The organism is Streptomyces sp. NBC_01092 (genome assembly GCF_045039535.1).
Taxonomy (GTDB): domain Bacteria; phylum Actinomycetota; class Actinomycetes; order Streptomycetales; family Streptomycetaceae; genus Streptomyces.
In genome coordinates this window covers 7,892,937-7,918,949 of the sequence record NZ_CP108659.1, presented here as the reverse complement: position 1 = coordinate 7,918,949, position 26,013 = coordinate 7,892,937, and the positions used below count along the sequence as shown (strand labels likewise).

Here is a 26,013-nt window from a genome sequence, read left to right as displayed (position 1 = left end):
TCACCCGCAGCAGGCACAGGGGGAGCGGGGGCCGCAGCCGCACCCGTCGCCCGCCTCGGCGTCGGCGTCGGCAGCAGGCACCTCGGCGGCCGCGGGCGCACAGCAGCCCTTGCCCTGCCAGGCGTCGCGGCCTTCCTTGACGGCGATGGCCGCGATGACGAGGGCGGCGATCGGGTCGGCCCACGCCCAGCCGAGGGTGGCGTTGAGGACCAGGCCGACCAGGAGCACGGCCGAGAGGTACGTGCACAGGAGTGTCTGCTTGGAGTCGGCCACGGCACTCGCGGACCCCAGTTCCCGGCCCGCGCGACGCTGGGCCGCGGACAGGAACGGCATGACCGCAAGCGAGAGCGCCGCGATGACGATGCCGGGGACGGAACGCTCGGCCTCGCCCGTACCCGTCAGAGCACGCACCGCGTCGGCGGTGACGTACGCGGCGAGCGCGAAGAAGGAGACGGCGATGATCCGCAGCGTGGTCCGCTCACGGGCATCGCGTACGGCATGGTCGCGGGCGGAGAACTGCCAGGCGACCGCGGCGGCGGAAGAGACCTCGATGACGGAGTCCAGGCCGAAGCCGATCAGGGCGGTGGAGGAAGCGAGGGTGCCGGCGGTGAGGGCGACGGCCGCCTCGATGACGTTGTAGGTGATGGTCGCGGCGACCAGCAGGCGTATCCGGCGGGCGAGCACGTCACGGCGTGCCGGGGAGGGGCCGAGGGATATCGCGGTCATCAGCAGCACCCCTTGTCGTCGGCGTCGGGGCACGTACGGTCGGTCTCGACGGCCACCACGGCGGTGCGCAGGTCGTCGAGGGCGTGGCCGAGGCGTTCGTCGGCGAGTTCGTAGCGGGTGCGGCGACCGTCGGGCACGGTGACGACCAGGCCGCAGTCACGCAGACAGGCCAGGTGGTTGGAGAGCCGGGTGCGCGAGACACCGAGCGCTTCGGCGAGCTCGGCGGGGTACGCAGGGGCCTCGCGCAGAGCCAGCAGGATGCGGCAGCGGATCGGATCGGCGAGCGCGCGTCCGAACCGGACCAGGACGTCGATGTCGGGGGCAGCAGTCAGCACCCACCCGACAGTACACAGATTCCTGAATTCAGGAAACTCTGAATTCAGGCTGTCCGTGTCACAACCAGCCGTTGCGCTTGAAGTTGCGGTGCAGGACGAAGCAGGCGGTGACGATGACGCCGAGGACGAGGGGGTAGCCGAAGGTCCAGCGCAGTTCCGGCATGTGGTCGAAGTTCATGCCGTAGACACCGCACACCATGGTCGGTACGGCGATGATCGCGGCCCATGCGGTGATCTTGCGCATGTCCTCGTTCTGGGCGACGGTGACCTGCGCGAGGTGGGCCTGGAGGATGGAGTCGAGCAGGGCGTCGAAGGCGTGGATCTGCTCGGTGACGCGGGTGAGGTGGTCGGCGACGTGCCGGAAGTACGTCTGTATCTCCTTGTCCACGCAGGCTCGGGGTTCGGTGGCGAGCCGGTCGAGGGGGCGTGCGAGCGGCACCACTGCCCGCTTCAGCTCCAGGAGTTCTCGCTTGAGCTGGTAGATGCGTCCGGCGTCGGCGTTGCGGGGGCTGTGCGGGGAGAAGACGTCGGTCTCGACCTGGTCGATGTCGTTCTGGACGGCGCCGGCGACCGTGACGTAGTCGTCGACGACGTGGTCGGCGATGGCGTGCAGGACGGCGGAGGGGCCCTTGGCCAGCAACTCCGGGTGGGCTTCGAGGTCTTCGCGCAGGGGACCGAGGGAGCCGTGCCGGCCGTGGCGGACGGTGACGACGAAGTCGGGGCCGGTGAAGACCATGATCTCGCCGGTGTGCACCACCTCACTGGTCGCGGTCAGCTCGGCGTGTTCGACGTAGGTGACGGTCTTGAAGACGGAGAACAGGACCTCGTCGTACTGCTCGACCTTGGGGCGCTGGTGGGCGTGGACGGCGTCCTCGACGGCGAGCGGGTGTAGGCCGAACAGTTCCGCGACCCCGGCGAACTCCTCCTCGCTCGGCTCGTGCAGGCCCAGCCAGACGAAGCCACCCCGGCGCTTGCGGGCCTGGCGGACGGACTCCTCCACGGAGTCCCGCGCGGGCCGGCGGACGCCGTCGTGGTAGACGACACAGTTGACCACCGTCGAGCCGAGCGGGGAGCGGGCCGGGTGGCTGAGGTCCACGCGGCGACGGCGGGTGCGCCGCGCCAGGTTCGCGACTTTGCGCAGGTTGCCGACCATCGACATGCGGGGTTCTCCTTCACCGGCCGTTCGGATCCGGACAGTGTGTCAAAGGGCGATAAGGCGGACGTCAGAGCCATGGCTTCTTCGGGTGCTCGATCACCCGCTACGGCCCAGCTGCCCAGCCCGAGGTCCTCACACCCGCCTCCTATTCGCTTCCTATTCGGGTTTCCGAATAGAAGTACCCGGCCATACTATTCGCGTAGGCGAATAGGCGTACAGGGAAAGGCCCCGCCGATGAAGTCCACCGCCGCACCGCCCACAGCACCCGAGGCAACCGCCTGCACTCACCTGGACACCACGGCCCGCTTCTTCCGCGCGCTGTCCGACCCGACCCGGCTCAAGCTGCTGGAGTTCATCCTGCGCGGCGAGCGCACCGCAGCCGACTGTGTCGCGCACGCCGGGATCTCCCAGCCACGTGTCTCCATCCACCTGTCCTGCCTCGTCGACTGCGGTTACGTCACCGCCCGCCGCGACGGCAGGAAGCTGCGCTACACCGTGGGCGACCCACGCGTCGCGGACCTCGTCCTGCTCGCCCGCTCCCTGGCCGCGGACAACGCGACGGCGCTGGACTGCTGCCCCCGGATCCCGTCGGCCGCCGATGCCTGAGCAAGGAGCCGATCATGCGGATCACCGTGCTGACCGTGCCCGACTGCCCCAACGCCCCGGTCGTCGGAGACCGGCTGGACGCCGCACTGGGCGACCTGGAAGCCGTGATCGAGTGGATCGAGGTCACCGACGACGCACAGGCCGCACGCCTCGGCATGACCGGCTCACCCACCGTCCTGGTGGACGGCGTGGACCCGTTCGCCACGGCGGACGCTCCGGCCTCCGTCTCGTGCCGCCTGTACCGGAGACCGGACGGGACGACGGACGGAGCGCCGAGTGTCGCTGACCTTCGCCATGCGCTGATCAGTGCCGTCGCGGCCGAAGACGGGCTCGCCCTCGACGTGGCGGGCCGGGCGGGACGCGGCAGACTCGCCCCGGTCACCGGCGGCCTGCGCGGCATGCAGCAGGCGGTACTCCGTCACTTCGCGGCAACCGGGCAGGCGCCCGCGACGCCGGACCTGGCGGCGGTGGCCGCGGCGCACGGCCGCAGCGCGCCGGAGGTACTCGCCGAGCTCGCGGTCGAGGACTTCCTCACCCTCGACGACGAGGGCCAGGTCCGTGCGGCCTATCCGTTCTCGGCGGTACCCACCCACCATCGCGTCCGCCTCTCCGACGGCACCCAGATCTGGTCCATGTGCGCGATCGACGCACTCGGCATCCCGGACATGCTCGACACCGACGCGGTGATCACCTCCGCCGATCCGATCAGTGGCGAGACCATCTCCATCACCTCCACCGACGGACACATGACCTGGCAGCCTGACACCGCCGTGGTCTATGTCGGCCGGCGCTGCTGCACCGGCCCGGCCGCCGATGTCGCCTGCGGCGCCCTGAACTTCTTCACCAGCCGCCGCCACGCCCGCACTTGGGCCGAACAGCACCCCGACCACACCGGCAGGGTCGTCGACCAGGCCCACGCCGCGGCCCTCGGCCGAGCCATCTTCGGGCACTTGTTGACGCAGCCACGTCCGGGACGCGAGGAGACCTGACCATGCAGACCACCCCCTACGAGTCCGCCTGGCCACACGATGACAGCCGCCCTGCGCATCCGCATCGACGCCGTCGACCTGCCCGGTCCGACCTGCCCTCCCGGAGTCCCCGCCGACGGCTCCGTCCCGGCCTACCGCAACATCCACGTCGCCGTACAGCGCCGCGACCGCCCGGCCGAACTCCTCGACCCCCAACCCGGTGATGCTCCGTCGGCGACCTGGACCCTGGAGTGCACCACGACCGCCACACCGACCGGCATCGACGTGAAGGGCCCGTACGTACAAGGCCGTCTGGGCGGCCGGTTCATCTACCTGTCATGGGGCACGGTCGACGACGCCGGCGCTTTCACCATGTTCCGGCGAGCCAAACTCATGCTCGACGCCGTCCCCGCCGAGGTACTCGACGCCTGCACACGAAGCGGCCTACTGGTCGGCACACTCGGCCTGACCGACGCCTGCGGCACCCCCCTGTGCGCACGGGTCGTACCGCCACGCATCGACTGGGCGGCCCACAGGCGCGCGTAGCGGCCGTCGGGGGCGACCCTGGGCCCGCATTAGAAATGGGATCCATTTTCATGTAGCGTCTGCGTCGCGCCGCCCAGAGAGGACCCGAACCATGGCTGTACCCAAGCGGAAGATGTCCCGCAGCAACACCCGTCACCGCCGCGCCCAGTGGAAGGCGATCACGCCGCAGCTCGTGCCGATCACGGTCGACGGCGTCGCCCACCTGGTACCGCAGCGGCTGGCCAAGGCCTACGAGCGCGGTCTGCTGCGCCCCGAAGGCTGACGGGCATGGCCGAGCGACTGCCCGTCACCGTCCTGTCCGGCTTCCTCGGAGCGGGCAAGACCACCTTGCTCAACCATGTTCTGAGCAACCGCGAGGGCCTGCGCGTCGCGGTCATCGTCAACGACATGAGCGAGATCAACATCGACGCCGCACTGGTGCGCGGCGGCGAGGCCGCCCTGTCGCGGACCGAGGAACGTCTGGTCGAGATGACCAATGGGTGCATCTGCTGCACCCTGCGCGACGACCTGCTCGAGGAGGTCGCCCGCCTCGCCCGCGAGGACCGCTTCGACTACCTCCTCATCGAGTCCAGCGGCATCTCCGAACCGATGCCCGTCGCAGCAACCTTCGCCTTCCTCCGCGACGACGGCGCCACCCTCGGCGACCTCGCCCGCCTCGACACCATGGTCACGGTCGTCGACGCCGCGGGCTTCCTGCCGGAACTGGAAGGCGGCGACGGACTCGCCGAACGCGGACTCGACCAGTACGAGGACGACGAACGCACCGTCAGCGACCTGCTGATGGACCAGATCGAGTTCGCCGACGTCATCGTGCTCAACAAGCTCGACCTCGTCGATGCGCAGAGCGCCGACCGGCTGCGCGCAGCACTGACCCGCCTCAACCCGGTGGCCCGGATCGTGGCCGCGACCCGCGCTCGCGTGGAACTCGGCGACGTGCTCGGGACCGGGCTGTTCGACCTGGAGCGGGCCCAGCAGGCCCCGGGCTGGGTCATGGAACTCAACGGCGATCACGTGCCGGAGACTGAGGAGTACGGCATCTCCAGCACGGTCTTCCGCTCCCGGGTGCCTTTCCACCCGGGGCGCCTGTGGACGTTCGTCACCGAGGAACTCGACAGCGGCCGCTTCGGACAGATCCTGCGCTCCAAGGGGTTCTTCTGGCTCGCCAGCCGTCCGGGCGTGACCGGCTTGTGGTCACAGGCCGGCTCCGTCGCCCGCTTCGAACCCTCCGGTGCCCGGGACGCGGACAGCCCATGGGGCCAGGAGCTGGTCTTCATCGGAACCGGCCTGCGCACCGAGGCTCTTCAGGCCGCCCTTGCCGACTGCCTCATGAACGAGGGCGAAATCCTCCTGACCGCCGATCCGTTCCCCGCGTGGGACACCTACGGCATCGACGACGCCTGCGAGCACGAGCAGCCCGAACTCGTACCGCAGATCTGAAGTCTCCGGGTTGGGCAGTGGTCGCAGCCACGGCACTGCCCAACCCGGTACGCACTGCCCCGCAGATTGCTCAGGCGGCGACGGGCTGTGGCCCTGGCGTCGGGGTCGCCAGGCGGCCAGTACGGTGCAGGCCGTACAGGGCGGCGGCGCAGGCCAGACCGAGCGCTACCAGCGAGATCCACGGAAGTGCGGGCATCCCGGCCTCGCGGGCGGCGTCGAGTGCGGCGCCGGTGAGCAGGTTGCCCAGGGTGATGCCGATTCCGCAGATGGTGTTGTACAGGCCGTAGTGCGTGGCGACGAGGCGGTCACCCGAGAGGCGGACGATGGTGTCCATCTCGAAGGGGTACGCGATCATCGTGCCGACCGCCAGCAGCAGCGCGGCGAGCGTGGGTGGTGCCGCCGCAAGCAGCCACAGTCCCGCGCCGGACTCCGGGACGGGCACCGCGGTGGCCAGCAGTAGGGGCACGAAGGCCAGGCTCATGCAGACCAGCCCTCGGGTCAGCGCCTGGCCGGGCTCGTAGCGGGCCTTGCACCAGGCGGTCACCCGGGTCTGGCCGACGATCGTGCTCAGCCCCGAGACGGCGAACAGCGCCGCCACCGCAGCCGTGCCGAACTCGCCTTCCCCGCCGAGGCGTCGTACCTCCAGCGGAAGCGCCAGATAGACCTGGAAGGACAGGACGTACGAGCCGATCATCGCGCCGGAGAAGAGCAGAAACGGCCGGTTGGCGAGAATGCCGCGCCACTGGGCCAGTACGCCGTCCCGGCCTTGGCCCTCCTTCGGCGCGGCGCCCTCGGCTCGGCGGGCAGGCAGAGCGCGGATCTGCACGACGGACAGCAACGCGAAGATCCCGGCGGCCACCAGGCAGGTGATGCGGAAGTCCACCCCGGTCAACACCATCCCCACAAGCGGGCCCAGCAGGATCCCGGCCTGGTAGAAGACGTTGAACAGCGCGAACGCCTCGACCCTGCGCTCCCCCGCGTCGGCGGCGAGATACGCCCGGACCGCCGGATTGAACAGCGCCCCCGCGAGCCCGGTCGCCGCAGAGGCGGCGATCAGCGCGGCCAGCGAGTCGACCAGTCCGAGCGTCGCGAAGCCGGCCGTGCGCAGCACGCATCCGGCCACGATCATCGGCTTGTAGCCGAACCGGTCGGCGAGCGTCCCGCCGACGAGGAACATGCCCTGTTGGCTGAAGTTCCTTACGCCGAGGACGAGTCCGACGACCCAGCCGGCCAGACCGAGGGTGCCGGACAGGTGGGCGGCCAGGTAGGGCATCAGCATGTAGAAGCCGAGATTGATGGTGAACTGATTGACCATCAGCAGCTGGACGCTGCGTTCGTAGGTGCGGACCTGTGCGAGGGTGCCCTTCACCGGCTCTCCTCCGTCGCGTCGGTCTCCTCCGACGCGTCGGTCTCCTCCGACGGCTCGGCCGACGTGAGCGGGTCGGTCACGGTGGTGCACCGGGTCCAGCGGGTGACCTCCTTCTCGTCCGCGCGGCCGATGACCTCCGGCTCGGGTGCGGGCGGGGCGTCGAGCAGGCCGTGGGCGGCGCAGTAGTCGTCGTCGAACACCGTGCCGAGGTAGCGCTGCGGGCCGTCGGGGAAGATCGCCGCGATCCGGGTGTCCGCGGGCAGGCTGCGGGCCAGCCATCCCGCGGCCAGGGCGACGGCACCGACGCTCCACCCGCCGGTGGCGTAGTGCGAGGCGGCCAGTTGGCGGCAGGTCCATACCGCCTCGGCCGGGGCCACCCAGTGGACTTCGGAGAAGTTGTCGTAGGCGACGTTGCGGGGGTAGATGCTCGATCCCAGGCCCCGCATCAGCCGTGGCCGGGTCGGCTGGCCGAAGATCGTGGAGCCGATGGTGTCGACCCCGACGACCTTCAGCCCGGGGTAGAGCTGCCGCAGCACGCGGGAGACTCCGGCGGAGTGCCCGCCGGTGCCCACGCTGCACACCAGGACGTCGATATGGCCCAGCTCGGTGGCCAGTTCCAGGGCGAGCGGGATGTAGGCGGTGGTGTTGTCGGGGTTGTTGTACTGGTCCGGGCACCAGGAGCCGGGGTGCTGGGCCATCAGTTGCTGGACGCGTTCGCGGCGGGCCTGCTGCCAGCCGCCGGTGGGGTGCGGTTCGGAGACGACATTGACCTGGGCTCCATAGGCGGTCAGCAGCCGGGTCATGGACATCTCCAACCCGGGGTCGGTGACCACGGTGACCGGATGGCCGTACACCATCCCGGCCAGGGCGAGGCCCAGGCCGAGAGTGCCGCTGGTGGACTCGATGATCCGGGCGCCGGGCTGCAACTCGCCCCGGGCGCGGGCCCGTTCGACCATGTGCAGACCGGGCCTGTCCTTGATCCCGCCGGGGTTGAAGCCCTCCAGCTTCGCCCAGAAGCCACGGTCCGCCGGTGTCAGCGGCTCCGACACCCGCAGCAGTGGCGTGTTGCCCACCAGCGCCGACAGGGCGGAACGGTCGGGCGTGACGGCGGTGTTCGTCAGTGACTTGTTCGTCAGTGAGTTGTTCGCCAGCGAATTGTTCGTCAGGGACTGCAGCGACTGCATCTCTTTCGCTCTCGCTCGATGAATGCGCGGATGAATGCGCGGTGCGTGCTCATCTCGCGCCACGGCCGCACAGCGGACGATCGGTCCGGGCGTGCGTGGCCGTGACGCGGCAGCCGGTGCGGGGCCGGCTGCAGGCGAGAGGTCTAGATGCGCCACCGGGACGTGCGGACGAGGGCGGTCCTGCCCGTACGTCTGCTGCGGAACCGGTACGGACGGTGGCGTACGGACGGCCCTGCCAGGACCGCCGGGGCACCGACGAGCGCCGCCGCCCCGGCGTCGACAGGCGGCTGTTGAACCGCCTGGGTGGCCGTACGGACGGCCTTGTCCACGGCGCACTCGGCGTCCCCGTGGTGGCGGTGCGGTCCGTGGGGCAACGCATCGCCCGCCGGCGGCGCCCACGCCGCGGTGACGGCGGGTGTCGGTCGCTCCGGCTCTCCGGACGGCCCGTGTGCGACGACGCACAGGCCGATGACCGCCAGCAGGGCAGCGTGCAGCAGAGCGGAGAGTGGGCGCGGCCGGCGCGGGTCGGCCACGGCCCGCGGGGCATACGTCGGTGTACGGAAGTGGGTCGGCACAGGTCCTCCGTGCGCCCGCCGTCTCCTCTGCCACGGCGGCAACCATGGCAAAGGAAAGCGGCAGGCATGGGTGGGGGCAGGACGGCATCGACGAGGCAGAGCCGGGTCCCCGGCATGCGTGGGCGGGACCCGATGGTTGTCGCTGTCGCGGTCGCGCGGGAGCAACGAACCCTTCTCATCGCCCGTTGAGCCGGGCCGGCTGGAACAGCCAGGAGGGGAGGACGCGGCTTCTAGACCTGCTGAACCACGGACAATCTCAGGGACGTTGGCGACCCGGCAACGAGCACGGGCTCACCCCAGCCCCGTGTGACCGAGGCACGGTGGGCAGCGGTCGATTCACAGACCGAGGCTGCAGAGCAGGGCGGCGTCACCACCGGTCCCTGCGGCGGCTGGCCGGATACACAGTGCTCACTCGGATGCGCCGGGCCGTGGCTTCCATGCGGCGCGCCCATCGCGGCGGGCCGGGACAGAACCTGCGTTTCGGTTGCACCGAGGGCCTCTTCGGGCGCCACCTGCGCGGGCGCTGCGGCGCTGGTCACCACATGCCCCTTGACGCTCTCGACGTCCAGTCCGTGCGTGAACACGACGCCGAGCAGCACGGCCATGGTCAGCACACACAGCGACGGACCCGCAGACAAACGGGCCCGCACCATGCGCGGGACTGACCAAGCCGTAATCACGCCGTGATACTAGCGGCCCGCCGACCTTGATCCACCAACTCCCGCACAACAGCGCGTTAACGCGCCAGGCAATGACCGATTCGCTTCGGCGAGCACACGCCTGGAGGTGCGGTTCTTCACGCACCCCGAGGCGGGTGGGCGGCCTCCCAGGCTGCCTCGATCATCTGGAAGATCTCGTCCACCGCCGCCTCCGGATCAGCCGCTTCTCGAGCGAGCGCATAGGCGTCGATCACGAACCGGGCGATCGTCCGGCAGGCTGTCGCACTCTGCCGCAGGCCCGGATCGGCGGCGAGGGCCGTTGCCAGCGACTCCGCGTGGCGCAGCCGCATCGACTCCTCGTACTCCCGCAAGGCGGGCGTCCCGTCGATCATGCGGTAGATCGGGGCGCTGCCGTCCGCCGTGCAATGGCGCACCAGGGCGTGGATCTCGCGGCGCAGCGCGGGGATGAGCGGCTCGTCCGGTGCCCGGCCGGCGACCGCCTGCGTGAGGCGTTGCTCGAAGGTGTCGTCCTGCTCGAAAACCAAGGCCTCTTTCGAGGCGAAGTGGGAGAAGACCGTGGTGACCGCCACGTCGGCCTCGGCGGCCACGTCGCGGATGCCCACCGCGTCGTACCCGCGTTCCAGGAAGAGCCGCATGGCGGTGTCGGCGATCTTCTGGCGGGTCGCGGCCTTCTTGCGCTCACGGCGTCCGGTCGTCGGCACAGTCACGCGCTCAGACTACCAGGTGCAATAGCGAACCTGCTGTTAAATGCTAACCGTTAGGGTTACGGTCCAACGCATGAGTTACGGCGACGCATTTGAAGGAGCAGGCATGTACCGCCCCCGCATCGACGCAGGCGTCCGGATGACGACCCGGGACGGCGTCACCCTCACCGCGGACCTGTACCGCCCGGCCGACGATGGCCGCTGGCCGGTGCTGCTGCACCGCACCCCCTACGACCGCAGGGATTCCTTCCGGCTCTCGGCGATCGTGGCCGACCCCCTGTGGCTCGCCCGGCAGGGCTTCGCGGTGCTCGTGCAGGACACGCGCGGCCGATTCGAGTCCGGAGGCGAACTCGACTTCATCACCCAGGAGTACAACGATTCCTACGACGCGATCGACTGGGCAGCGGAGCAGCCCTGGAGCAACGGCAACGTCGGGATGTACGGCTCGTCCTATCTCGGCATGGCCGTGCTGCAGGCCGTCGCCGCCCGCAATCCGCACCTGAAGGCGGCGGTCGCGATGGTCGCAACGGTCGACATGCGCCACACCGCCCGTCCGGGCGGGGTGTTCGAGCTGGGGTTCCTGACGACGTACGCCCTCGGCATCGCGCTGGAGGGTCTCGACCACACCGTGCTGAGCGCAGCCGAGCAGGAGAACGCGCGCAAGCTGCTGACCGAGGCGTTCGCCGACCGCCGCGCCACCATGAGCCGGCTGCCCCTGACCGGCATCGCCCCGCTCGACGACAGCCGGATCGCGCCGTTCTGGACGGACTGGCTGCGCTCGCCCCACGACGCGTTCTGGAACCGGCCCAGCCTGCTCACCGAGCCCGAGCGGGTCACCATTCCGTTCTTACAGATCAGCGGGTACCGGGACTTCACGAGCCCCACGCAGTTCCGGCTCGCCACGGCACTGGCCGGCAACGATCAGGCCGGCCTGATCGCCGGACCATGGACCCACATGGGCACCTACGACGCGTTCGGCCAGGCCGGTGCGCGAGTACTGCCCAACGCCGCCGCCGGCGTTCCCCTGTGGAGCCCGGTGCTGGCCGCGTTCTTCGACCGTCATCTGCGCGGCGGCGACGGCTCGGCCTACCCCGCGGCCGCGCCGTACCTGTCCGGACCCGAGCCGGTCAGCTACTTCGTCGGCGGGGCGAGCATCTGGGCCCACGCACCCGCGTGGCCGCCCGCGGCGACGGTCGAGGAGTGGACGCTCTCGTCCGGCGGCAACGCGCGAACGGCAGACGGCGACGGCCGGCTGACGCGCACGGGCAGCAATGGCGGAAATGGCGGAAATGACTCCGCCGCCTCCGACACGTTCACCGCCGACCCGCACGACCCGTTCCCCACGCACGGCGGGGCGATCCTGCTTGAGGGCGCGCCCGCAGCCGCACCAGGGGGTATTCAGGATCAGCGCGCGGTCGACGGGCGCAGCGACCTGCTCGTCTACACGAGCGCTCCGCTACCCGAGGACGTGACGATCGCCGGGCAACCCGAGTTGGTCTCGTTCCTCACCAGTACCGCGCCGGATGCGGACGCGTGCGTCACCCTGGTCGACGTCGAGCCCGACGGCTTCGCCCTCAATGTCTCCGAAGGTGCTCAGCGGGCCCGCTACCGCGACGGCGGCGACAGCGACTGGCTCGACCCCGAGGACGCACGACGCGTGCCGGTCGCCCTGCACGACGTCGCGCACCGGTTCCGCCGTGGCCACCGCATCCGCGTGCAGATCGCCGGGTTCAGCTTCCCGCGGTACAGCCGCAATCTGCACACCCGCACCGTTCCCGAGTTCGGCACCCTCGACGAGGCGATCGCCGCACGGCACACCGTGCACCACGGTGGTACGACGCCGTCCTCGCTGCGCCTGCCGGTGCTCGGCTCATGAGCAACAACAACCACGCCTGCCACCGCAGCAATAGCAAGGAGCCCTCGATGTCCGAGATCGTCGTCATAGCCCGTCTCCAGGCCAAGCGCGGATGCGGCGACGCGCTGCTTGAGTTGCTCTCCGAGCTGGTCCCCCAGGTGTTGGGCAGCGAGCCCGGCACACTGCGCTACGCGTTCTACGTCGAGCCGGACTCCGACCCCCTGCGGGTGACCGTGGTCGAAAAGTACACGTCGCGCGCCGCCCAACTCGCCCACGGCACCGGCGTGCTGACCGCGTACCTGCCCCAGCTGCTCGACCTGGTCGACGGCGCTCCGGACACCGTCGAACTGCGCCCGGCTGCGCTGGCGGTCTCCGTCGGTGCGGCCGACGCCGCGCGGCTGAGCATCTGAGGGGGTGGCGGCATGAAGAAGGTGAGCTTCGCCGAGTTCGGCGGTCCGGACGTCCTGCGGCTCATGGAGGCCGAGGAGCCCCACGCGGGGCGCGGTCAGGTACGCATCGCCGTGCGGGCGGCGGGCGTGAACGCCCACGACTGGAGGGTCCGTGAGGGCCAGTTCCAGAAGGTCCGTCCGATCGAGTTGCCCGCCGGGGTGGGCCTGGACGCCTCCGGGGTGGTGGACGAGGTCGGTGAGGGCGTCGACGGGGTCGAGGTCGGCGACCCCGTGTTCGGCGAAGGGTCCAGCACCTACGCCGAGTTCGCCGTGCTGTCGGCCTGGGCCCGGATGCCCGAGGGGCTGGCCTTCGAAGAGGCGGCCGGATACGCCTCCGTGATGGAGACCGCGCTGCGGGTCATCCGCGAGGTCGGCGTGCTGCCCGGACAGACGCTGCTGGTCAGCGGTGCGTCCGGCGGAGTCGGCTCGGCGGTCCTGCAGATCGCCCGCGACCGCGACATCACGGTGATCGGCACCGCCGGGGCCGCGAACCAGGAATACCTGCGCGGCCTGGGCGCCCTGGCCACGACGTACGGCGAAGGCTGGGGCGAACGGGTGCGGCAGCTCGGCCACGTCGACGCGGCCCTCGATCTGGCGGGCTCCGGCGTCATCCGAGAGCTCGTCGAACTGACCAGGGACCCGCAGAAGGTGATCTCCATCGCCGACCTCGGCGCACCGGAGATCGGCGTCCGGTTCTCCGGCGTGGCCGGAAGCGTGCCGGAAGCACTCACCGAGGCCGTCCGTCTCATCTCACGGGGGAAGCTCCACATCCCGGTCGAGAAGTCGTACCCACTGTCCGAGGCCGCTGCAGCACACACCGACAGCCAGGCCGGCCACACACGCGGGCGCCGAGTCATGGTGGTGTGAGCCGACAGGCCACCGCAACCAGGTGCGGAGCGCCGAGGCTCTCGCTGACCGCAGGAAAGCTGCCCCTGCCCCCAGGCCGCCTGGGAAACAGGGGCAGCTTTCCTGCGCCTGACGACTCATGAGAAGGCGTGCCAAACGTGCGTCAGACGTGCGTCACATGCATCGCCCATGCGTCAAGATATCGCCCGTAACGCCCACAGCGCACATAGCGCGCACGAACAAAACCCCAGGTCAGGAGCCCTTCGCGGCAGGCTCCAGAATCGCCACACACTCCACATGATGAGTCATCGGAAACAGATCGAACGCCCGCAACATCCGCACCCGATACCCCCCATCCCGGAAATACCCCAAATCCCGAGCCAACGCAGCCGGATCGCAAGCCACATACGCGATCCGCCGTGCCCCCAGCGACGCCAGATGCGCCACCGTCCCACGCCCCGCCCCCGCCCGTGGCGGATCCAGCACGATCAGGTCCACCTCGGTGATACCCGTCTTCGGCAGCACTGCCTCGACCTTGCCCTGCTCGATCCGCACCCGTCCGAAGTCGGCCAAGTTGTGCCGGGCGTCCTCCACCGCGCGCTTGCCGGACTCGATGCCGAGGACCGCGCCCTTGTCGCCGAGCCGGTCGGCCAGCGCGCCCGCGAAGAGGCCCACGCCGCAGTACAGGTCCAGCGCCATCTCGCCCTTGCGCGGCAGCAGGCCCTGCATGACCGCCGTCACCAGGGTGTCCGCGGCCTTCGGGTGGACCTGCCAGAAGCCGCCGCTGCCGACCCGGTGCGTACGGCCGTCCGCGCGCTCGCGGACGAAGGGGCGGCCGTGGACGCGGTGGGTGCCGCCGTCCTTCTCGCCGACCCGCATCACCGACACCGGCCGGTCCAGCTCCACGATCGGCAGCCTCGCGCCGGGCCTCGGCGTCAGGATCACCTGCCGGTCCTGCGACCCGGTCGCCGCGATCGCCTCGACCGACGCCATGCCCGTCCAGTCCCGCTTCTCGATGCCCAGCTCGCTGACACCCTCGGCGGCGATCATGCAGTGGTCGATGGGCTCCACGTCGTGCGAGCGGTGCCGGCGCAGACCGGCGTGGCCCTCGGCGTCGACCGCGTACTGCACGCGCGTCCGCCACTGCGGCACCTGCCCCGCGGGCAGCTTGTCACCCTCGGCCGGCATCACCGTGCCGTCCCAGCCGACGTCCTCCGGCGTCAGTCCCGCGAGCCGCTGCAGCTGCTCGACGATGACCTCGCCCTTCATCCGGCGCTGTGCCCCCGGCTTGGCGTGCTGCCAGTCGCAGCCGCCGCAGCGGCCGGGGCCGGCGAAGGGACAGGGGGCCTCGATGCGGTCCTTGGAGGCCGTCAGGATCTCGACGGCGTCCGCGCGCAGGAAGCGGTCGCCCTCCTCGCCCTCGGTCACCCGGGCGACGACCCGCTCGCCGGGCAGCGTGTGCCGTACGAACAGCACCTGGCCGGCGTCGGTGCGGGCGATGCAGTGCCCGCCGTGGGCGACGGGGCCGATCTCGACCTCGTACTCCTCCCCCACGAGCGACCCCGCCTGCGATTTGTTCGGTTCTGCCTGCATGGCGGGGGGACTCCAGATCGAGACGGGGGGTACGGCCCTGCGCAACGGTCTTGGGAGGGCCTGACAACAGCCCACCAGTCTACGTGCTCACGGCCCCCGTCACTTCCGGCCATGTGCTCAGCGCCCCGTCACTTCCGGCTATGCGCTCAACACCCCGTCACATCCGGTCACGTCCGGCTATGCGCTCAGCACCCCGTCACTTCCGGGCTTCAGGCTCCTTCGTCCGCTCCTGGGCCGGCCCTCGCCGCACCGCACCGGGCGCGTTCCAGTCCTGGCGCTTGCGGGCGCGGACCTTCGCCACCTCGGAGGACTGGAGCTGGTACGGCACCGAGGTGACCATGATGCCCGGCGTGAACAGCAGCCGGCCCTTCAGCCGCAGCGCGCTCTGGTTGTGCAGCAGATGCTCGTACCAGTGCCCGACCACGTACTCGGGGATGATCACGGACACCGCGTCGCGCGGCGACTCCTTGCGCAGCCCCTTCACGTACTCGATGATCGGCCGCGTGATCTCGCGGTAGGGCGAGTCGAGCACCTTCAGCGGTACGTCGATCCCGCGCCGCTCCCACTCCTCGCGCAGCGCCTTGGTCTCCGCCGGGTCGACGTTGACGCTGAGCGCCTCCAGGGTGTCCGAGCGCAGCAGCTTGGCGTAGGCCAGGGCGCGCAGAGCGGGACGGTGGATCTTGGAGACCAGGACGACGGAGTGCACGCGCGACGGCCGTACGCTGTCGTCGCTCGGGCCCTCGGGGGCGGCGAGTTCCTCGAAGACGTGGTCGTAGTGGCGGCGGATCGCCGTCATCGTGACGTAGAAGATCACCATGCCCAGCAGCGCGACCCACGCGCCGTGCGTGAACTTGGTGACGAGCACGACGACCAGGACCAGGCCCGTGAAGAAGGCGCCGAAGGTGTTGATCGCGCGGGAGCGGATCATGTGGCGGCGCTTGGCCTGGTCCTTCTCCGTCGCCAGGAGGCGGTTCCAGTGCCGGACCATGCCGATCTGGCTGAGCGTGAAGGACACGAACACGCCGACGATGTACAGCTGGATCAGGCGCGTGGAGTCGGCGCCGTAGATCCACACCAGGAGAGCGGCCGCGCCGGCCAGCAGCACGATGCCGTTGGAGAAGGCGAGCCGGTCGCCGCGGGTGTGCAGCTGGCGCGGGAGGTAGCGGTCCTGGGCGAGGATCGAGCCGAGCACCGGGAAGCCGTTGTAGGCGGTGTTGGCCGCCAGGAAGAGGACGAGGGCGGTGGCCGCGGCCAGCACGATGAAGAAGAAGCTGCCCTTGCCGAAGACGGCCTCGGCGACCTGGGTGATCACCGGGTTCTGGACGTAGCCCGAGCCGACCGCGACGCCGTCCTTGAGGAGGTCCACGGCCGGGTTCTCGGCCATGCGGACCTTGGTCGCCATGGCGAGCCCGATGATGCCGCAGAACATGGTGACGGCCAGCAGGCCCATCGCCGCGAGCGTGGTCGCGGCGTTCTTCGACTTGGGCTTGCGGAAGGCCGGGACGCCGTTGGAGATCGCCTCGACACCGGTGAGCGCGGCGCAGCCGGAGGAGAAGGCGCGCAGCAGCAGGAAGATGAGCGCGAAGCCGGCGAGGCCCTCGTGCTCGGCCTTGATCTCGTACGACGCCGTGGGTGCCCGCATGGTGTCGTCGAGGACCAGCCCGCGGAACGCGCCCCAGGCGATCATGATGAAGACGCCCGCGACGAAGACGTAGGTCGGGATCGCGAAGAGGTTGCCGGACTCCTTGACGCCGCGCAGGTTCATCAGCGTCAGCAACAGGATCACCGCGGCCGCGCACTCGACCTTGTGCTCGACGACGAACGGGATCGCGGAGCCGAGGTTCTCGATGCCGGAGGAGATCGAGACGGCGACGGTCAGGACGTAGTCGACCAGGAGCGCGCTCGCCACCGTCAGGCCCGCCTTGGGGCCGAGGTTGGTGGTCGCCACCTCGTAGTCGCCGCCGCCGCTCGGGTAGGCGTGCACGTTCTGCCGGTAGGAGGCGACCACGGTGAACATCAGCACGACGACCGCGACCGCGATCCAGGGGCTGAAGTGGTACGCCGACACGCCCGCGATGGAGAGGACCAGCAGCACTTCTCCGGGCGCGTACGCCACGGAGGAGAGCGGGTCGGAGGCGAAGACGGGCAGCGCGATGCGCTTCGGCAGGAGCGTTTCCGCCAGCCGATCACTGCGCAGTGCGCGCCCGATCAGAATCCGCTTGGGCACGTCGGTCAGTTTGGACACAACAGAGAATCGTAGGCCCCCTGCCTGGTACGGAGCACATCCGGGTGAAATCGCGCACGGCGCGGGGGTGAATTCCGCCCCGCTCCCGCGCCGGGCACCGGGCCGGACGGCGTCCTCATGCCTCCATGACCTGCGTCGGTACGCTCATCACATCCGGGAGACCCCATGTCGCAGACGACCGCTCAGCTCGTCGGCGCCCTCGTCTCGCTCGCCGGACTCGGCGTCCTGGCACTGGCCAGCCTCCGCAGCTTCAACCGCCGCTGAGGGCACCGACGGACGCCCCGGTCGGCGTGTCAGAGCCGACGGTTACGGTTGGACCGAGGCACACGCGAGTCCACGATCCGTACCGCGAGGGATCATTCCGGCCATGGCCCGGCATGATGTTGCCCAGCGGTCCGCGACCGGCCCGCGCCTGTTGCCCGGCGAACCGAGAGAAGGTTATGAGCACCACGTTCACGCAAGTCAGACGCCTCACGAGGAGTGCGGGGTAAGCGCCGTGCACATCGTCATCATGGGTTGCGGAAGGGTGGGCTCCGCTCTGGCCCAGACCCTGGAGCAACAAGGGCACACGGTCGCGGTGATCGACCAGGACCCCACCGCGTTCCGCCGGCTGGGCCCCGGGTTCGGCGGCCGCCGTGTCACCGGCGTCGGCTTCGACCAGGACACCCTGCGCGAGGCCGGCATCGAGGAGGCGGGCGCCTTCGCGGCGGTCTCCAGCGGCGACAACTCCAACATCATCTCCGCCCGGGTGGCCCGCGAGATGTTCGGCGTGGAGAACGTCGCGGCCCGTATCTACGACCCCCGCCGCGCCGAGGTCTACCAGCGTCTGGGCATCCCCACCGTGGCCACGGTCCGCTGGACGGCCGACCAGATGCTGCGCCGTCTGCTGCCCTCGGGCGCGGAGCCGCTGTGGCGGGATCCCACCGGCGGCGTCCAGCTCGCCGAGGTGCACGCGTCCACCGAGTGGGTGGGCCACAAGATCAGCCGGCTCCAGGAGGAGACGGGCGTCCGGGTGGCGTTCCTGACCCGGCTCGGCGAGGCGATCCTGCCCACCTCGCAGACGGTGTTGCAGGAGGGTGACCTGGTGCACGTCATGATGCGCACCGACGAGGTCGACAAGGTCGAGGCGTCCTTCGCCAAGGGTCCCGAAGAGGAAGGCGGTCACTGATGAGGGTCGCCATTGCCGGTGCCGGTGCGGTGGGCCGCTCCATCGCGGGCGAACTGCTGGAGAACGGCCACGAGATCCTGCTGATCGACAAGGCGCCGACCGCCATCTCGGTCGAGCGGGTCCCGCAGGCGGAGTGGCTGCTGGCCGACGCGTGCGAGATCACGTCGCTGGACGAGGCGGCGCTCCAGCGCTGCAACGTGGTGATCGCGGCCACGGGTGACGACAAGGTGAACCTGGTCGTGTCCCTGCTCGCGAAGACGGAGTACGGCGTTCCGCGCGTCGTCGCCCGCGTCAACAACCCCAAGAACGAGTGGCTCTTCAACGAGTCCTGGGGCGTGGACGTGGCCGTCTCCACCCCGCGCCTGATGTCGGCCCTGGTCGAGGAGGCGGTGAGCGTCGGCGACCTGGTCCGGCTCCTGCGCTTCAGCCACGGCGACGCCAACCTCGTCGAACTGACCCTCCCGGAGGAGTCGGCCCTGGCCGGCACCCAGGTCGGCGACGTCGAGTGGCCGCAGGACACGTCCCTGGTCACCATCATCCGCGGCACCCGCGTCCTCACCCCGTCCCGCGAGGACTCCCTGGAGGCGGGCGACGAGCTCCTCTTCGTGGCCGCGCAGGCCCGCGAGGAGCAGCTGGAGGACCTGCTCTCGGTCCGCCGCGAGGACACGGCGGGCTAGGGCTGGCCGCTTCGCTTGCTACGACAGGAAGGGCGCCCCGAAAACTCGGGGCGCCCTTCCTTGCCTGCAAGCCCAGTACTTACTCGGCTTCCTACCGACAGACCCGGTACCTACTCGGCCTGGCCGGCGGCAGCCTTGCGCTCTTCCTCGGCCTTCTCGGCCGCCTCCATCTCCGCGAACACGTCGATCGGCGCGGGAGCCTTCGCCAGGAACACCCAGGTCAGCCACACGGCCAGCAGGAACGGCGGGATCTTCAGGGCGACGAGCACCCATCCCAGCTGGGTCGTGTCCGCCCACCAGTACAGCGGGAAGAGGATCGCGCACTTGGCGAGAAGGATCAGACCCCAGGCCCAACTGGCCTTCGCGTACGCCTTCTTGCGGCCGGGGTTGCGCGTGCGCCAGGAGAGGTTCTCCTTGAACACCGGGCCGAGGATCAGGCCGATCAGCGGCACACCGCACAGGGTCGTGATGATGTAGGCGAGGCCCAGCCCCAGCGTGTAGAGCATGCCGGGCAGATAGAAGTCCTTCGCGTTGCCCGTCATCATCGCGAACACGACACCGAAGGCGACACCGAAGACACCGCTGAACGCGTGCTTGACGGTGTCCCGCATCGCCAGGCGCACCACCACGAGCACCAAGGACACCGCGAGGGCCGCGATGGCCGACATGTGCAGGTCTTTGTTGATCGTGAAGATGGTGACGAAGAGAAGGCCGGGCAGCACCGTCTCGACCATGCCGCGCATGCCGCCGAAGGCCTCGAACAGCGCGGCCTCGGTCACCGCCCGGGCATCCTGCTCGGCTTCTGCGGTGGTGTCTTCGGTCGGCTTGTCGAGCGACGTCACCGGCTACTCCCGTCCGAGGGGTCTCAGTTCGTATTTCGGGTTGAAAAGCACACGGCGGCCCCGGCTCATGGAGACCCGGCCGGATGCGATCAGCCGGCGCCCGGGCTCTATGCCCACTATGGAGCGTCTGCCGAGCCACACCACGTCCAGGGCGGCGGAGCCGTCGAACAGCTCGGCCTCCAGGGCCGGGACTCCCGCACGCGGCCGAAGCGTGACCGTGCGCAAGGTACCAGTAACCGTCACGATCTGACGGTCATGGCAGTCACCGATCTTGATGCAGCCGGTGGTCTCGGCGTCCTCCCGCAGCTCCTCGGACTCCAGGTCCTCCTGCGACGAGGAGAGCCGGTCGAGCATGCGCCGGAACCGGCCCACCGACTTTTCGGAACGAGGAACAGCACTCATGTCTTGAAGCCTACCGGGGTGCACCGACACCTACGTACCCCTGGTACCACCGCCCGAACCGACCTGCCGTGACCGGCTCATTTCTCGAACCGGTAGCCCATCCCCGGCTCCGTGATGAAGTGCTTCGGATGCGACGGGTCCGCCTCCAGCTTCCGGCGCAGCTGGGCCATGTACACCCGCAGGTAGTTCGTCTCCGTCCCGTACGACGGCCCCCACACCTCCTGCAGCAGCTGCTTCTGGCTGACCAGACGGCCCGTGTTGCGGACCAGCACCTCCAGCAGATGCCACTCCGTGGGCGTCAGCCGTACGTCGTTCCCGCTCCGGTTGACCTTCTTCGCGGCGAGGTCGACGGTGAACTCCTCGGTCTCCACCATCACGTCGTCCTCGCCGGCCCCGGTGGGCTCGGCGCGGCGGACGGCGGCCCGCAGCCGGGCCAGCAGCTCGTCCATGCCGAAGGGCTTGGTGACGTAGTCGTCGGCTCCCGCGTCGAGCGCCTCGACCTTCTCGTCGGAGGTGTGCCGGGCGGACAGCACCAGGATCGGCACCCGGGTCCAGCCGCGCAGTCCCCGGATCACCTCGACGCCGTCCATGTCGGGCAGACCGAGGTCGAGGACGACCACGTCGGGGTGACGGGTGGCGGCGAGTTCGAGGGCGGTGGCCCCGTCGTGGGCCGCGTCGACCTCGTACTTGCGGGCCTTGAGGTTGATCACGAGGGCGCGCACGATCTGCGGCTCGTCGTCGATCACCAGAACCCGGGTCATGTGGTCTGCCTTTCGGGTCGTACGGAGTGAACGGGCTGGTCGGAGTGAACAGGCTCGTCGGAGCGGGCGGGCCCCGGGGCGTGGGTGGGCTCGGCGGGGCCGGGCGGTTCCCCGGAGCGCGTCCCCGCGGCCCTCAGGGTGAGCACCATGGTGAGGCCGCCGCCGGGTGTGTCCTCGGCGTTGAGGGTGCCGCCCATGGCCTCGGCGAAGCCGCGGGCGACGGCCAGGCCGAGTCCGACTCCGGCGCCGCGCGGGGCGTCGCCGTAGCGCTGGAAGGGCGCGAAGATGCGCTCCTTGGCCTCGTCCGGGACGCCGGGGCCGCAGTCGACCACCCGGACCTCCACCCGGTCGGCGATGGCGCTGGCGGCCACCAGGACCCTGTCGTCGTCCGGGCTGTACTTGACGGCGTTCTCGACGAGGTTGGCCACCGACCGCTCCAGCAGCCCGGGGTCCACGGCGACCATCGGCAGGGTCTCCGGGATGTCCAGCTCCACGCTGCCCTCCGGCACCCCGCCGAGCGCCATCGGCACCACCTCGTCGAGGTCGATCTCGCGGATCAGCGGCGTGACCGTGCCGGTCTGGAGCCGGGACATGTCGAGCAGGTTCCCGACCAGGTGGTCGAGCCGGTCGGCGCCCTCCTCGATGCCCTCCAGCAGCTCGGCCTCGTCCTCCTCGGACCAGGCCACGTCGTCGGACCGCAGTGAGGACACCGCCGCCTTGATGCCCGCGAGGGGCGTGCGCAGATCGTGGCTGACGGCAGCCAGCAGCGCCGTACGGATCCGGTTGCCCTCGGCCAGCTCCTTGGCCTGGTCGGCCTCCCGCTGGAGGCGCTGGCGGTCGAGGACGACCGCGGCCTGGGCGGCGAAGGCGGCGAGGACCCGGCGGTCCTCGGCGGGCAGCACCCGGCCGGTCAGCGCGAGTGCCATGTGGTCGCCGACGGGGACGTCGACGTCCGCGTCCTCGGGCCGGGCCGGTGCCGGGCCCACACCCACGCTGCCGGCGCAGGTCCACGGGTCGACGTCGCTGTCCCGCTCCAGCAGGGCGGCCGACTCCATGCCGAAGGTCTCGCGGACCCGCTCCAGGAGCTCCGCCAGGCCGGTCTCGCCGCGCAGCACGTTCCCGGCGAGGAAGGACAGGATCTCCGACTCGGCGCGCAGCCGGGCCGCCTGGTGGGTGCGCCGGGCCGCCAGGTCGACCACGGAGGCCACCGACACCGCCACGAAGACGAAGATCACCAGCGCGAGCAGGTTCTTCGGGTCGGCGATCGTGATGCGGTGCACCGGTGGTGTGAAGAACCAGTTCAGCAGCAGAGAGCAGACCGCCGCCGAGGCGAGGGCGGGATAGAGCCCGCCGAGCAGGGCCGACGCCACCGTCAGGGTCAGGAACAACAGCATGTCGTTCGCGAGCCCCAGGTCGGCGTCGACGTGGGTCAGCAGCAGCGTGAGCAGCGCCGGACCGCCGACGCCGACGAGCCAGCCCGCGAGGATCCGGGGCCGGCCGAGGCGCGCTCCCCGGGCCACGGGCAGTCCGCGTCCCTTGGCGACCTCCTCGTGCGTGACGATGTGCACGTCGAGGTCGGGGCCCGACTCCCGGGCCACGGTGACGCCCACGCCCGGTCCGAAGACGTACTGCCAGCTCTTGCGGCGCGAGGAGCCGAGCACTATCTGGGTGGCGTTCACGCCGCGCGCGAAGGCCAGCAGCGCCGCCGGGATGTCGTCGCCGACGACGTGGTGGAAGGTGCCGCCGAGGTCCTCGACGAGGGTGCGCTGGACGGCGAGTTCCTTCGGCGAGGCGGACGTCAGCCCGTCGCTGCGGGCGATGTAGACGGCGAGGACCTCACCGCCGGCGCCCTTCTCCGCGAGCCGCGCGGCCCGGCGGATCAGCGTCCGGCCCTCGGGCCCGCCGGTCAGCCCCACGACGATCCGCTCCCGCGAGCCCCAGATCCGTGACACCCGGTGATCGCTGCGGTACTGCTTCAGATACTCGTCGACCCGGTCCGCCACCCACAGCAGCGCGAGCTCACGCAGGGCGGTCAGGTTGCCGGGGCGGAAGTAGTTGGACAGGGCCGCGTCGACCTTGTCCGACGTGTAGATGTTGCCGTGCGCCATACGGCGCCGCAGCGCCTGGGGCGACATGTCGACCAGCTCGATCTGGTCGGCCCGGCGCACCACCTCGTCCGGCACCGTCTCCTGCTGCCGTACGCCGGTGATCGACTCCACGACGTCCCCGAGGGACTCCAGGTGCTGGATGTTGACGGTCGATATGACGTCGATGCCGGCCGCTAGGAGTTCCTCGACGTCCTGCCAGCGCTTGGCGTTGCGGGAGCCGGGGATGTTGGTGTGGGCGAGTTCGTCCACGAGGGCGACCCTCGGGCGCCGGGCCAGGACCGCGTCCACGTCCATCTCGGTGAAGCGGCTCCCCCGGTACTCGAGGTCCCCCCGCCGTATCTGCTCCAGCCCGTGGAGCATCACCTCGGTGCGCGGCCGGTCGTGGTGCTCCACGAACGCGACGACACAGTCGGTGCCCCGCTCGACGCGCCGGTGCGCCTCGGACAGCATCGCGTACGTCTTGCCGACGCCCGGTGCCGCACCGAGGTAGATCCGAAGCTTGCCGCGTCCCATGGTCCCCATTGTGTTCCGGCCACTGCTGTTTACGCAGCGTCGACCTTACGGCCAACAATCGCGACAATTGGGGTGGGGCGGTGCGGCGGGGGCGTCTTTGACGCAATTCTGACGCTCCCGCCGCGCGTCGCAGGCCTCAGCTGGGGTTGTCGCCGTGGGTGAGGGTCTCCCAGGCCACGAAGAGGTTGTTGCTGCCGGCCGGGCGGCCTTGCTCGGTCAGCGTCTGGGTGTTGGTCATCGGGATGCCGAGGCGGTTGTGCAGGGCGTTGTAGCCGACCTCGGTGATCGGCCCGAGGCCGAGCTTCAGCGAGCCGCCGCACAGCCAGCTCGGGGCGGCCGTACCCAGCTGGTACTTGGCCTGGAACCCGAGCGCCTGCCGCAGCCGCTCGCCGACGTCCGTGCCGTACAGGTCCTGGCCCTGGATCCGGCTGGTCTCCGCGACGTGCGAGATCGCGGAGATGCCGTACCCGGTGTGGGTGAAGTCGCGGCAGGTCTCCTGGGTGAGGCCGGTGACGAAGGTGCCCTGCCCCTGCCAGTAGTTGACGATCTTCTCGCGGGTGTTGAGGTTCTGGCTGGGCACGGTCTTGGGCAGGTCGCCGTCGGAGGACAGATAGACGTAGGCGGCGGTGCGGGTGCGGAACTTCGCCATGGCCTTGTCGTACGACGCCTTGTCCTCCAGGAAGACGGAGATGCCGACGGCGGCCTCCATCATCGACAGCTCCCAGTTGCCGTTGGAGTTCGAGCCGTTGATGATCTTGGGCAGATAGACGTCGCGGAGCATGGTGGCGAACCGTCCGGAGTTCGCCCAGCTCCCGGTGTACGTGTACTTGATGATCTCGGCGGCCTTCGGCCAGGAGGAGCCGGCCCAGCCCGTCTGCAGGGGCGCGTTGCTGTTGGTGTGGTCCTTGATCACCCCGGACCAGGCGTCCATCAGCTCGATGGCTTTGCGCGCGTAGCGCTCGTCGCGGGTGATGTACCAGGCGAGGGCGTCGGTGTAGGCGGCTATCGCGTCCTCGCGCTCGTCGGTGCAGCCGTAGTTCGGGTTCGAGTATGAGCCGCACTCGACGACGGCACGCGGCTTGGGGGCGCGGTTCAGATCGGCGTACTTGCTCGCCGTCATCTGGTCGAACGCGCCCTTCCACGGCTGGGCGCCGGCGTTGACCTTGGTGCGCACGAAGTCCAGCTGGGACTTGGAGACGGTGACTCCGGGATGGGCGAAGGCGGCGGGCGCTGCATCGGCACGGTCGGCCTGCGGCCGCAGCAGAAGAGTGGACACCAGCGCGGTGGTCAGTACCGCGAACAGGGCGGTGCGACGGAATCTGCGGCGGTGACGTGCGGGACCAGGTGACATGTGGGGGGCCATCCGTTCTCGTACGTGAACAATGAGCGTCCCTTTGAACACTCGCGATGGCCGCAGACAATAGGTACAGACCAATGGGCCGTCAAGGGTTCACGCACGAGAAAGGGCCGTACCCCTGACGGGGTACGGCCCTGGTGTCCTTATGGTGCTCAGCGCACCTCGGTGATCTCCGGCCCGCGCTGGAGCTGGCCCATTCCGCCGGAGAAGCGGGATCCCGCCTCCTCCTGCTGCACGCCCTCAGGAACCATCTGGGCGTCGTTGGGCAGCTGCAGGACGATCGGGTCGCGCGGGGCCATCGGACCCTCGCCACGGACCACGACCGTGTCCCGGAAGATCTGCTCGAGCAGACCGGCCGCCTGCGGCTGCACCGCGCCCTGGCCCGAGATCACACCGCGCAGGAACCAGCGGGGACCGTCCACACCCACGAACCGCACGACCTGGAAACCGCCCGTGCCGTCCGGCAGTTGCACCGGCACCTGGGCCCGCAGCTCCCAGCCGAGCGGCCCCTCGACCTCGTCGATGATGCCACCCTGCTGAGTGATGCCCGAGCCGATCTCCTCGCGCACCTCGCCCCAGATGCCCTCGCGCTTGGGCGCGGCGAAGCCCTGGAGCTGGATGGCGCTGTCGCGCAGCACGACCGTCGCCGCGACGATCGCGTCGCCCGCGACCTCCACGCGCAGTTCCATGCCGTCGACGCCCGGTACGAACAGGCCGCCCAGGTCCACCCTGCCCTCGGCGGGGTCACGGACCTCGGCGCTGTCCCAGGGCCCGTCGGGCCGCGGTTCCGGTTCGAGCCGTACGCGCTCACGCGTGCCGTCGTCGTCCGCCTCAGAGTCGATGTCGACGACCTGCTCGGGCTCGCCGGCCGCGTCCTCGGCGGCACCCTTCTTGTTGCGACGTCCGAACAC

At 70.2% G+C, this 26,013-nt stretch carries 25 protein-coding genes; 10 read left to right on the top strand and 15 right to left on the bottom strand.

The window, feature by feature from the left end; translation table 11 throughout:
- From OG254_RS35975 to OG254_RS35965, 3 genes are read right to left on the bottom strand one after another with little or no spacing between them, the layout of a single operon-like run.
- A complete protein-coding gene (locus OG254_RS35975) occupies positions 1-726 on the bottom strand; it encodes a cation transporter (RefSeq protein ID WP_405590247.1) in 726 nt (241 codons plus the stop codon).
- Complete coding sequence (locus OG254_RS35970) at positions 726-1,061, bottom strand: ArsR/SmtB family transcription factor (protein WP_405590244.1); 336 nt, start codon at positions 1,059-1,061, stop codon at positions 726-728. The genes OG254_RS35975 and OG254_RS35970 overlap by 1 nt, the downstream gene beginning before the upstream one ends.
- A 58-nt stretch (positions 1,062-1,119) precedes the next feature.
- Positions 1,120-2,220 (bottom strand): magnesium and cobalt transport protein CorA, encoded by a 1,101-nt coding sequence (locus tag OG254_RS35965; protein ID WP_405590242.1) that lies wholly within the window; start codon positions 2,218-2,220, stop codon positions 1,120-1,122.
- A 231-nt stretch (positions 2,221-2,451) separates the two neighbouring features.
- On the opposite strand from OG254_RS35965, the gene OG254_RS35960 reads away from it, so the two are divergent.
- The 5 genes from OG254_RS35960 to OG254_RS35940 all read left to right on the top strand — a co-directional run bounded on the left by OG254_RS35960 (position 2,452) and on the right by OG254_RS35940 (position 5,774).
- Entirely contained in the window at positions 2,452-2,823 is a 372-nt protein-coding gene (locus OG254_RS35960) for an ArsR/SmtB family transcription factor (RefSeq protein ID WP_405590239.1), read from the top strand.
- Positions 2,824-2,837: 14 nt separating this feature from the next.
- A complete protein-coding gene (locus OG254_RS35955; RefSeq protein WP_405590236.1) occupies positions 2,838-3,812 on the top strand; it encodes an alkylmercury lyase family protein in 975 nt (324 codons plus the stop codon).
- A gap of 39 nt (positions 3,813-3,851) precedes the next feature.
- Entirely contained in the window at positions 3,852-4,337 is a 486-nt protein-coding gene (locus OG254_RS35950) for a DUF5990 family protein (RefSeq protein ID WP_405590233.1), read from the top strand.
- A gap of 91 nt (positions 4,338-4,428) precedes the next feature.
- The gene (gene rpmF / locus OG254_RS35945; protein WP_147995515.1) at positions 4,429-4,599 is read left to right on the top strand and encodes a 50S ribosomal protein L32; all 171 of its coding nucleotides are present in this window, start codon (positions 4,429-4,431) and stop codon (positions 4,597-4,599) included.
- A 5-nt stretch (positions 4,600-4,604) separates the two neighbouring features.
- Positions 4,605-5,774 (top strand): GTP-binding protein, encoded by a 1,170-nt coding sequence (locus OG254_RS35940; protein WP_405590230.1) that lies wholly within the window; start codon positions 4,605-4,607, stop codon positions 5,772-5,774.
- A 70-nt stretch (positions 5,775-5,844) separates the two neighbouring features.
- Here OG254_RS35940 and OG254_RS35935 read toward each other — a convergent pair whose 3' ends face one another.
- The 4 genes from OG254_RS35935 to OG254_RS35920 all read right to left on the bottom strand — a co-directional run bounded on the left by OG254_RS35935 (position 5,845) and on the right by OG254_RS35920 (position 10,289).
- A complete protein-coding gene (locus OG254_RS35935) occupies positions 5,845-7,143 on the bottom strand; it encodes an MFS transporter (protein WP_405590227.1) in 1,299 nt (432 codons plus the stop codon).
- Complete coding sequence (locus tag OG254_RS35930; RefSeq protein ID WP_405590225.1) at positions 7,140-8,327, bottom strand: PLP-dependent cysteine synthase family protein; 1,188 nt, start codon at positions 8,325-8,327, stop codon at positions 7,140-7,142. Before OG254_RS35930 ends, OG254_RS35935 begins: the two co-directional genes overlap by 4 nt.
- Positions 8,328-8,470: 143 nt before the next feature.
- Complete coding sequence (locus tag OG254_RS35925; protein WP_405590222.1) at positions 8,471-8,902, bottom strand: hypothetical protein; 432 nt, start codon at positions 8,900-8,902, stop codon at positions 8,471-8,473.
- 796 nt (positions 8,903-9,698) lie between these two features.
- A complete protein-coding gene (locus OG254_RS35920) occupies positions 9,699-10,289 on the bottom strand; it encodes a TetR/AcrR family transcriptional regulator (RefSeq protein WP_405590219.1) in 591 nt (196 codons plus the stop codon).
- A 103-nt stretch (positions 10,290-10,392) separates the two neighbouring features.
- Here OG254_RS35920 and OG254_RS35915 point away from each other — a divergent pair, with 103 nt between their 5' ends.
- From OG254_RS35915 to OG254_RS35905, 3 genes are read left to right on the top strand one after another with little or no spacing between them, the layout of a single operon-like run.
- Positions 10,393-12,162, top strand: a complete 1,770-nt coding sequence (locus OG254_RS35915) for a CocE/NonD family hydrolase (protein WP_405590216.1) — start codon at positions 10,393-10,395, stop codon at positions 12,160-12,162.
- Positions 12,159-12,551, top strand: a complete 393-nt coding sequence (locus tag OG254_RS35910; protein WP_405590213.1) for a putative quinol monooxygenase — start codon at positions 12,159-12,161, stop codon at positions 12,549-12,551. The genes OG254_RS35915 and OG254_RS35910 overlap by 4 nt, the downstream gene beginning before the upstream one ends.
- Before the next feature lie 12 nt (positions 12,552-12,563).
- Entirely contained in the window at positions 12,564-13,457 is an 894-nt protein-coding gene (locus OG254_RS35905) for an NADP-dependent oxidoreductase (protein WP_405590210.1), read from the top strand.
- Positions 13,458-13,688: 231 nt separating this feature from the next.
- On the opposite strand, the gene OG254_RS35900 is transcribed toward OG254_RS35905, so the two are convergent.
- On the bottom strand, positions 13,689-15,029 hold the full coding sequence (locus OG254_RS35900; RefSeq protein WP_405590207.1) for a class I SAM-dependent RNA methyltransferase: 1,341 nt from the start codon (positions 15,027-15,029) through the stop codon (positions 13,689-13,691).
- 196 nt (positions 15,030-15,225) lie between these two features.
- Positions 15,226-17,274 (bottom strand): APC family permease, encoded by a 2,049-nt coding sequence (locus OG254_RS35895; protein WP_405590204.1) that lies wholly within the window; start codon positions 17,272-17,274, stop codon positions 15,226-15,228.
- 496 nt (positions 17,275-17,770) lie between these two features.
- Between OG254_RS35895 and OG254_RS35890 the strand changes: the two genes are divergently transcribed.
- Together OG254_RS35890 and OG254_RS35885 are read left to right on the top strand one after the other, a co-directional pair.
- A complete protein-coding gene (locus OG254_RS35890; RefSeq protein WP_393456678.1) occupies positions 17,771-18,442 on the top strand; it encodes a potassium channel family protein in 672 nt (223 codons plus the stop codon).
- Positions 18,442-19,119, top strand: coding sequence for a TrkA family potassium uptake protein (locus OG254_RS35885; protein WP_147994219.1), 678 nt, complete (start codon positions 18,442-18,444; stop codon positions 19,117-19,119). The genes OG254_RS35890 and OG254_RS35885 overlap by 1 nt, the downstream gene beginning before the upstream one ends.
- A gap of 110 nt (positions 19,120-19,229) precedes the next feature.
- Here OG254_RS35885 and OG254_RS35880 read toward each other — a convergent pair whose 3' ends face one another.
- From OG254_RS35880 to OG254_RS35855, 6 genes are all read right to left on the bottom strand, one after another.
- On the bottom strand, positions 19,230-19,961 hold the full coding sequence (locus tag OG254_RS35880) for a DUF3159 domain-containing protein (protein ID WP_351186736.1): 732 nt from the start codon (positions 19,959-19,961) through the stop codon (positions 19,230-19,232).
- Between the two features lie 3 nt (positions 19,962-19,964).
- Positions 19,965-20,363, bottom strand: a complete 399-nt coding sequence (locus OG254_RS35875) for an OB-fold nucleic acid binding domain-containing protein (RefSeq protein ID WP_147994217.1) — start codon at positions 20,361-20,363, stop codon at positions 19,965-19,967.
- 77 nt (positions 20,364-20,440) lie between these two features.
- Positions 20,441-21,124, bottom strand: a complete 684-nt coding sequence (locus OG254_RS35870) for a response regulator (protein WP_351186740.1) — start codon at positions 21,122-21,124, stop codon at positions 20,441-20,443.
- A complete protein-coding gene (locus OG254_RS35865; protein ID WP_405590198.1) occupies positions 21,121-23,745 on the bottom strand; it encodes a DUF4118 domain-containing protein in 2,625 nt (874 codons plus the stop codon). Before OG254_RS35865 ends, OG254_RS35870 begins: the two co-directional genes overlap by 4 nt.
- 136 nt (positions 23,746-23,881) lie before the next feature.
- Positions 23,882-25,096, bottom strand: a complete 1,215-nt coding sequence (locus OG254_RS35860) for an alginate lyase family protein (RefSeq protein ID WP_405590195.1) — start codon at positions 25,094-25,096, stop codon at positions 23,882-23,884.
- 158 nt (positions 25,097-25,254) lie between these two features.
- Positions 25,255-26,013, bottom strand: a complete 759-nt coding sequence (locus tag OG254_RS35855; protein WP_147994213.1) for a DUF3710 domain-containing protein — start codon at positions 26,011-26,013, stop codon at positions 25,255-25,257.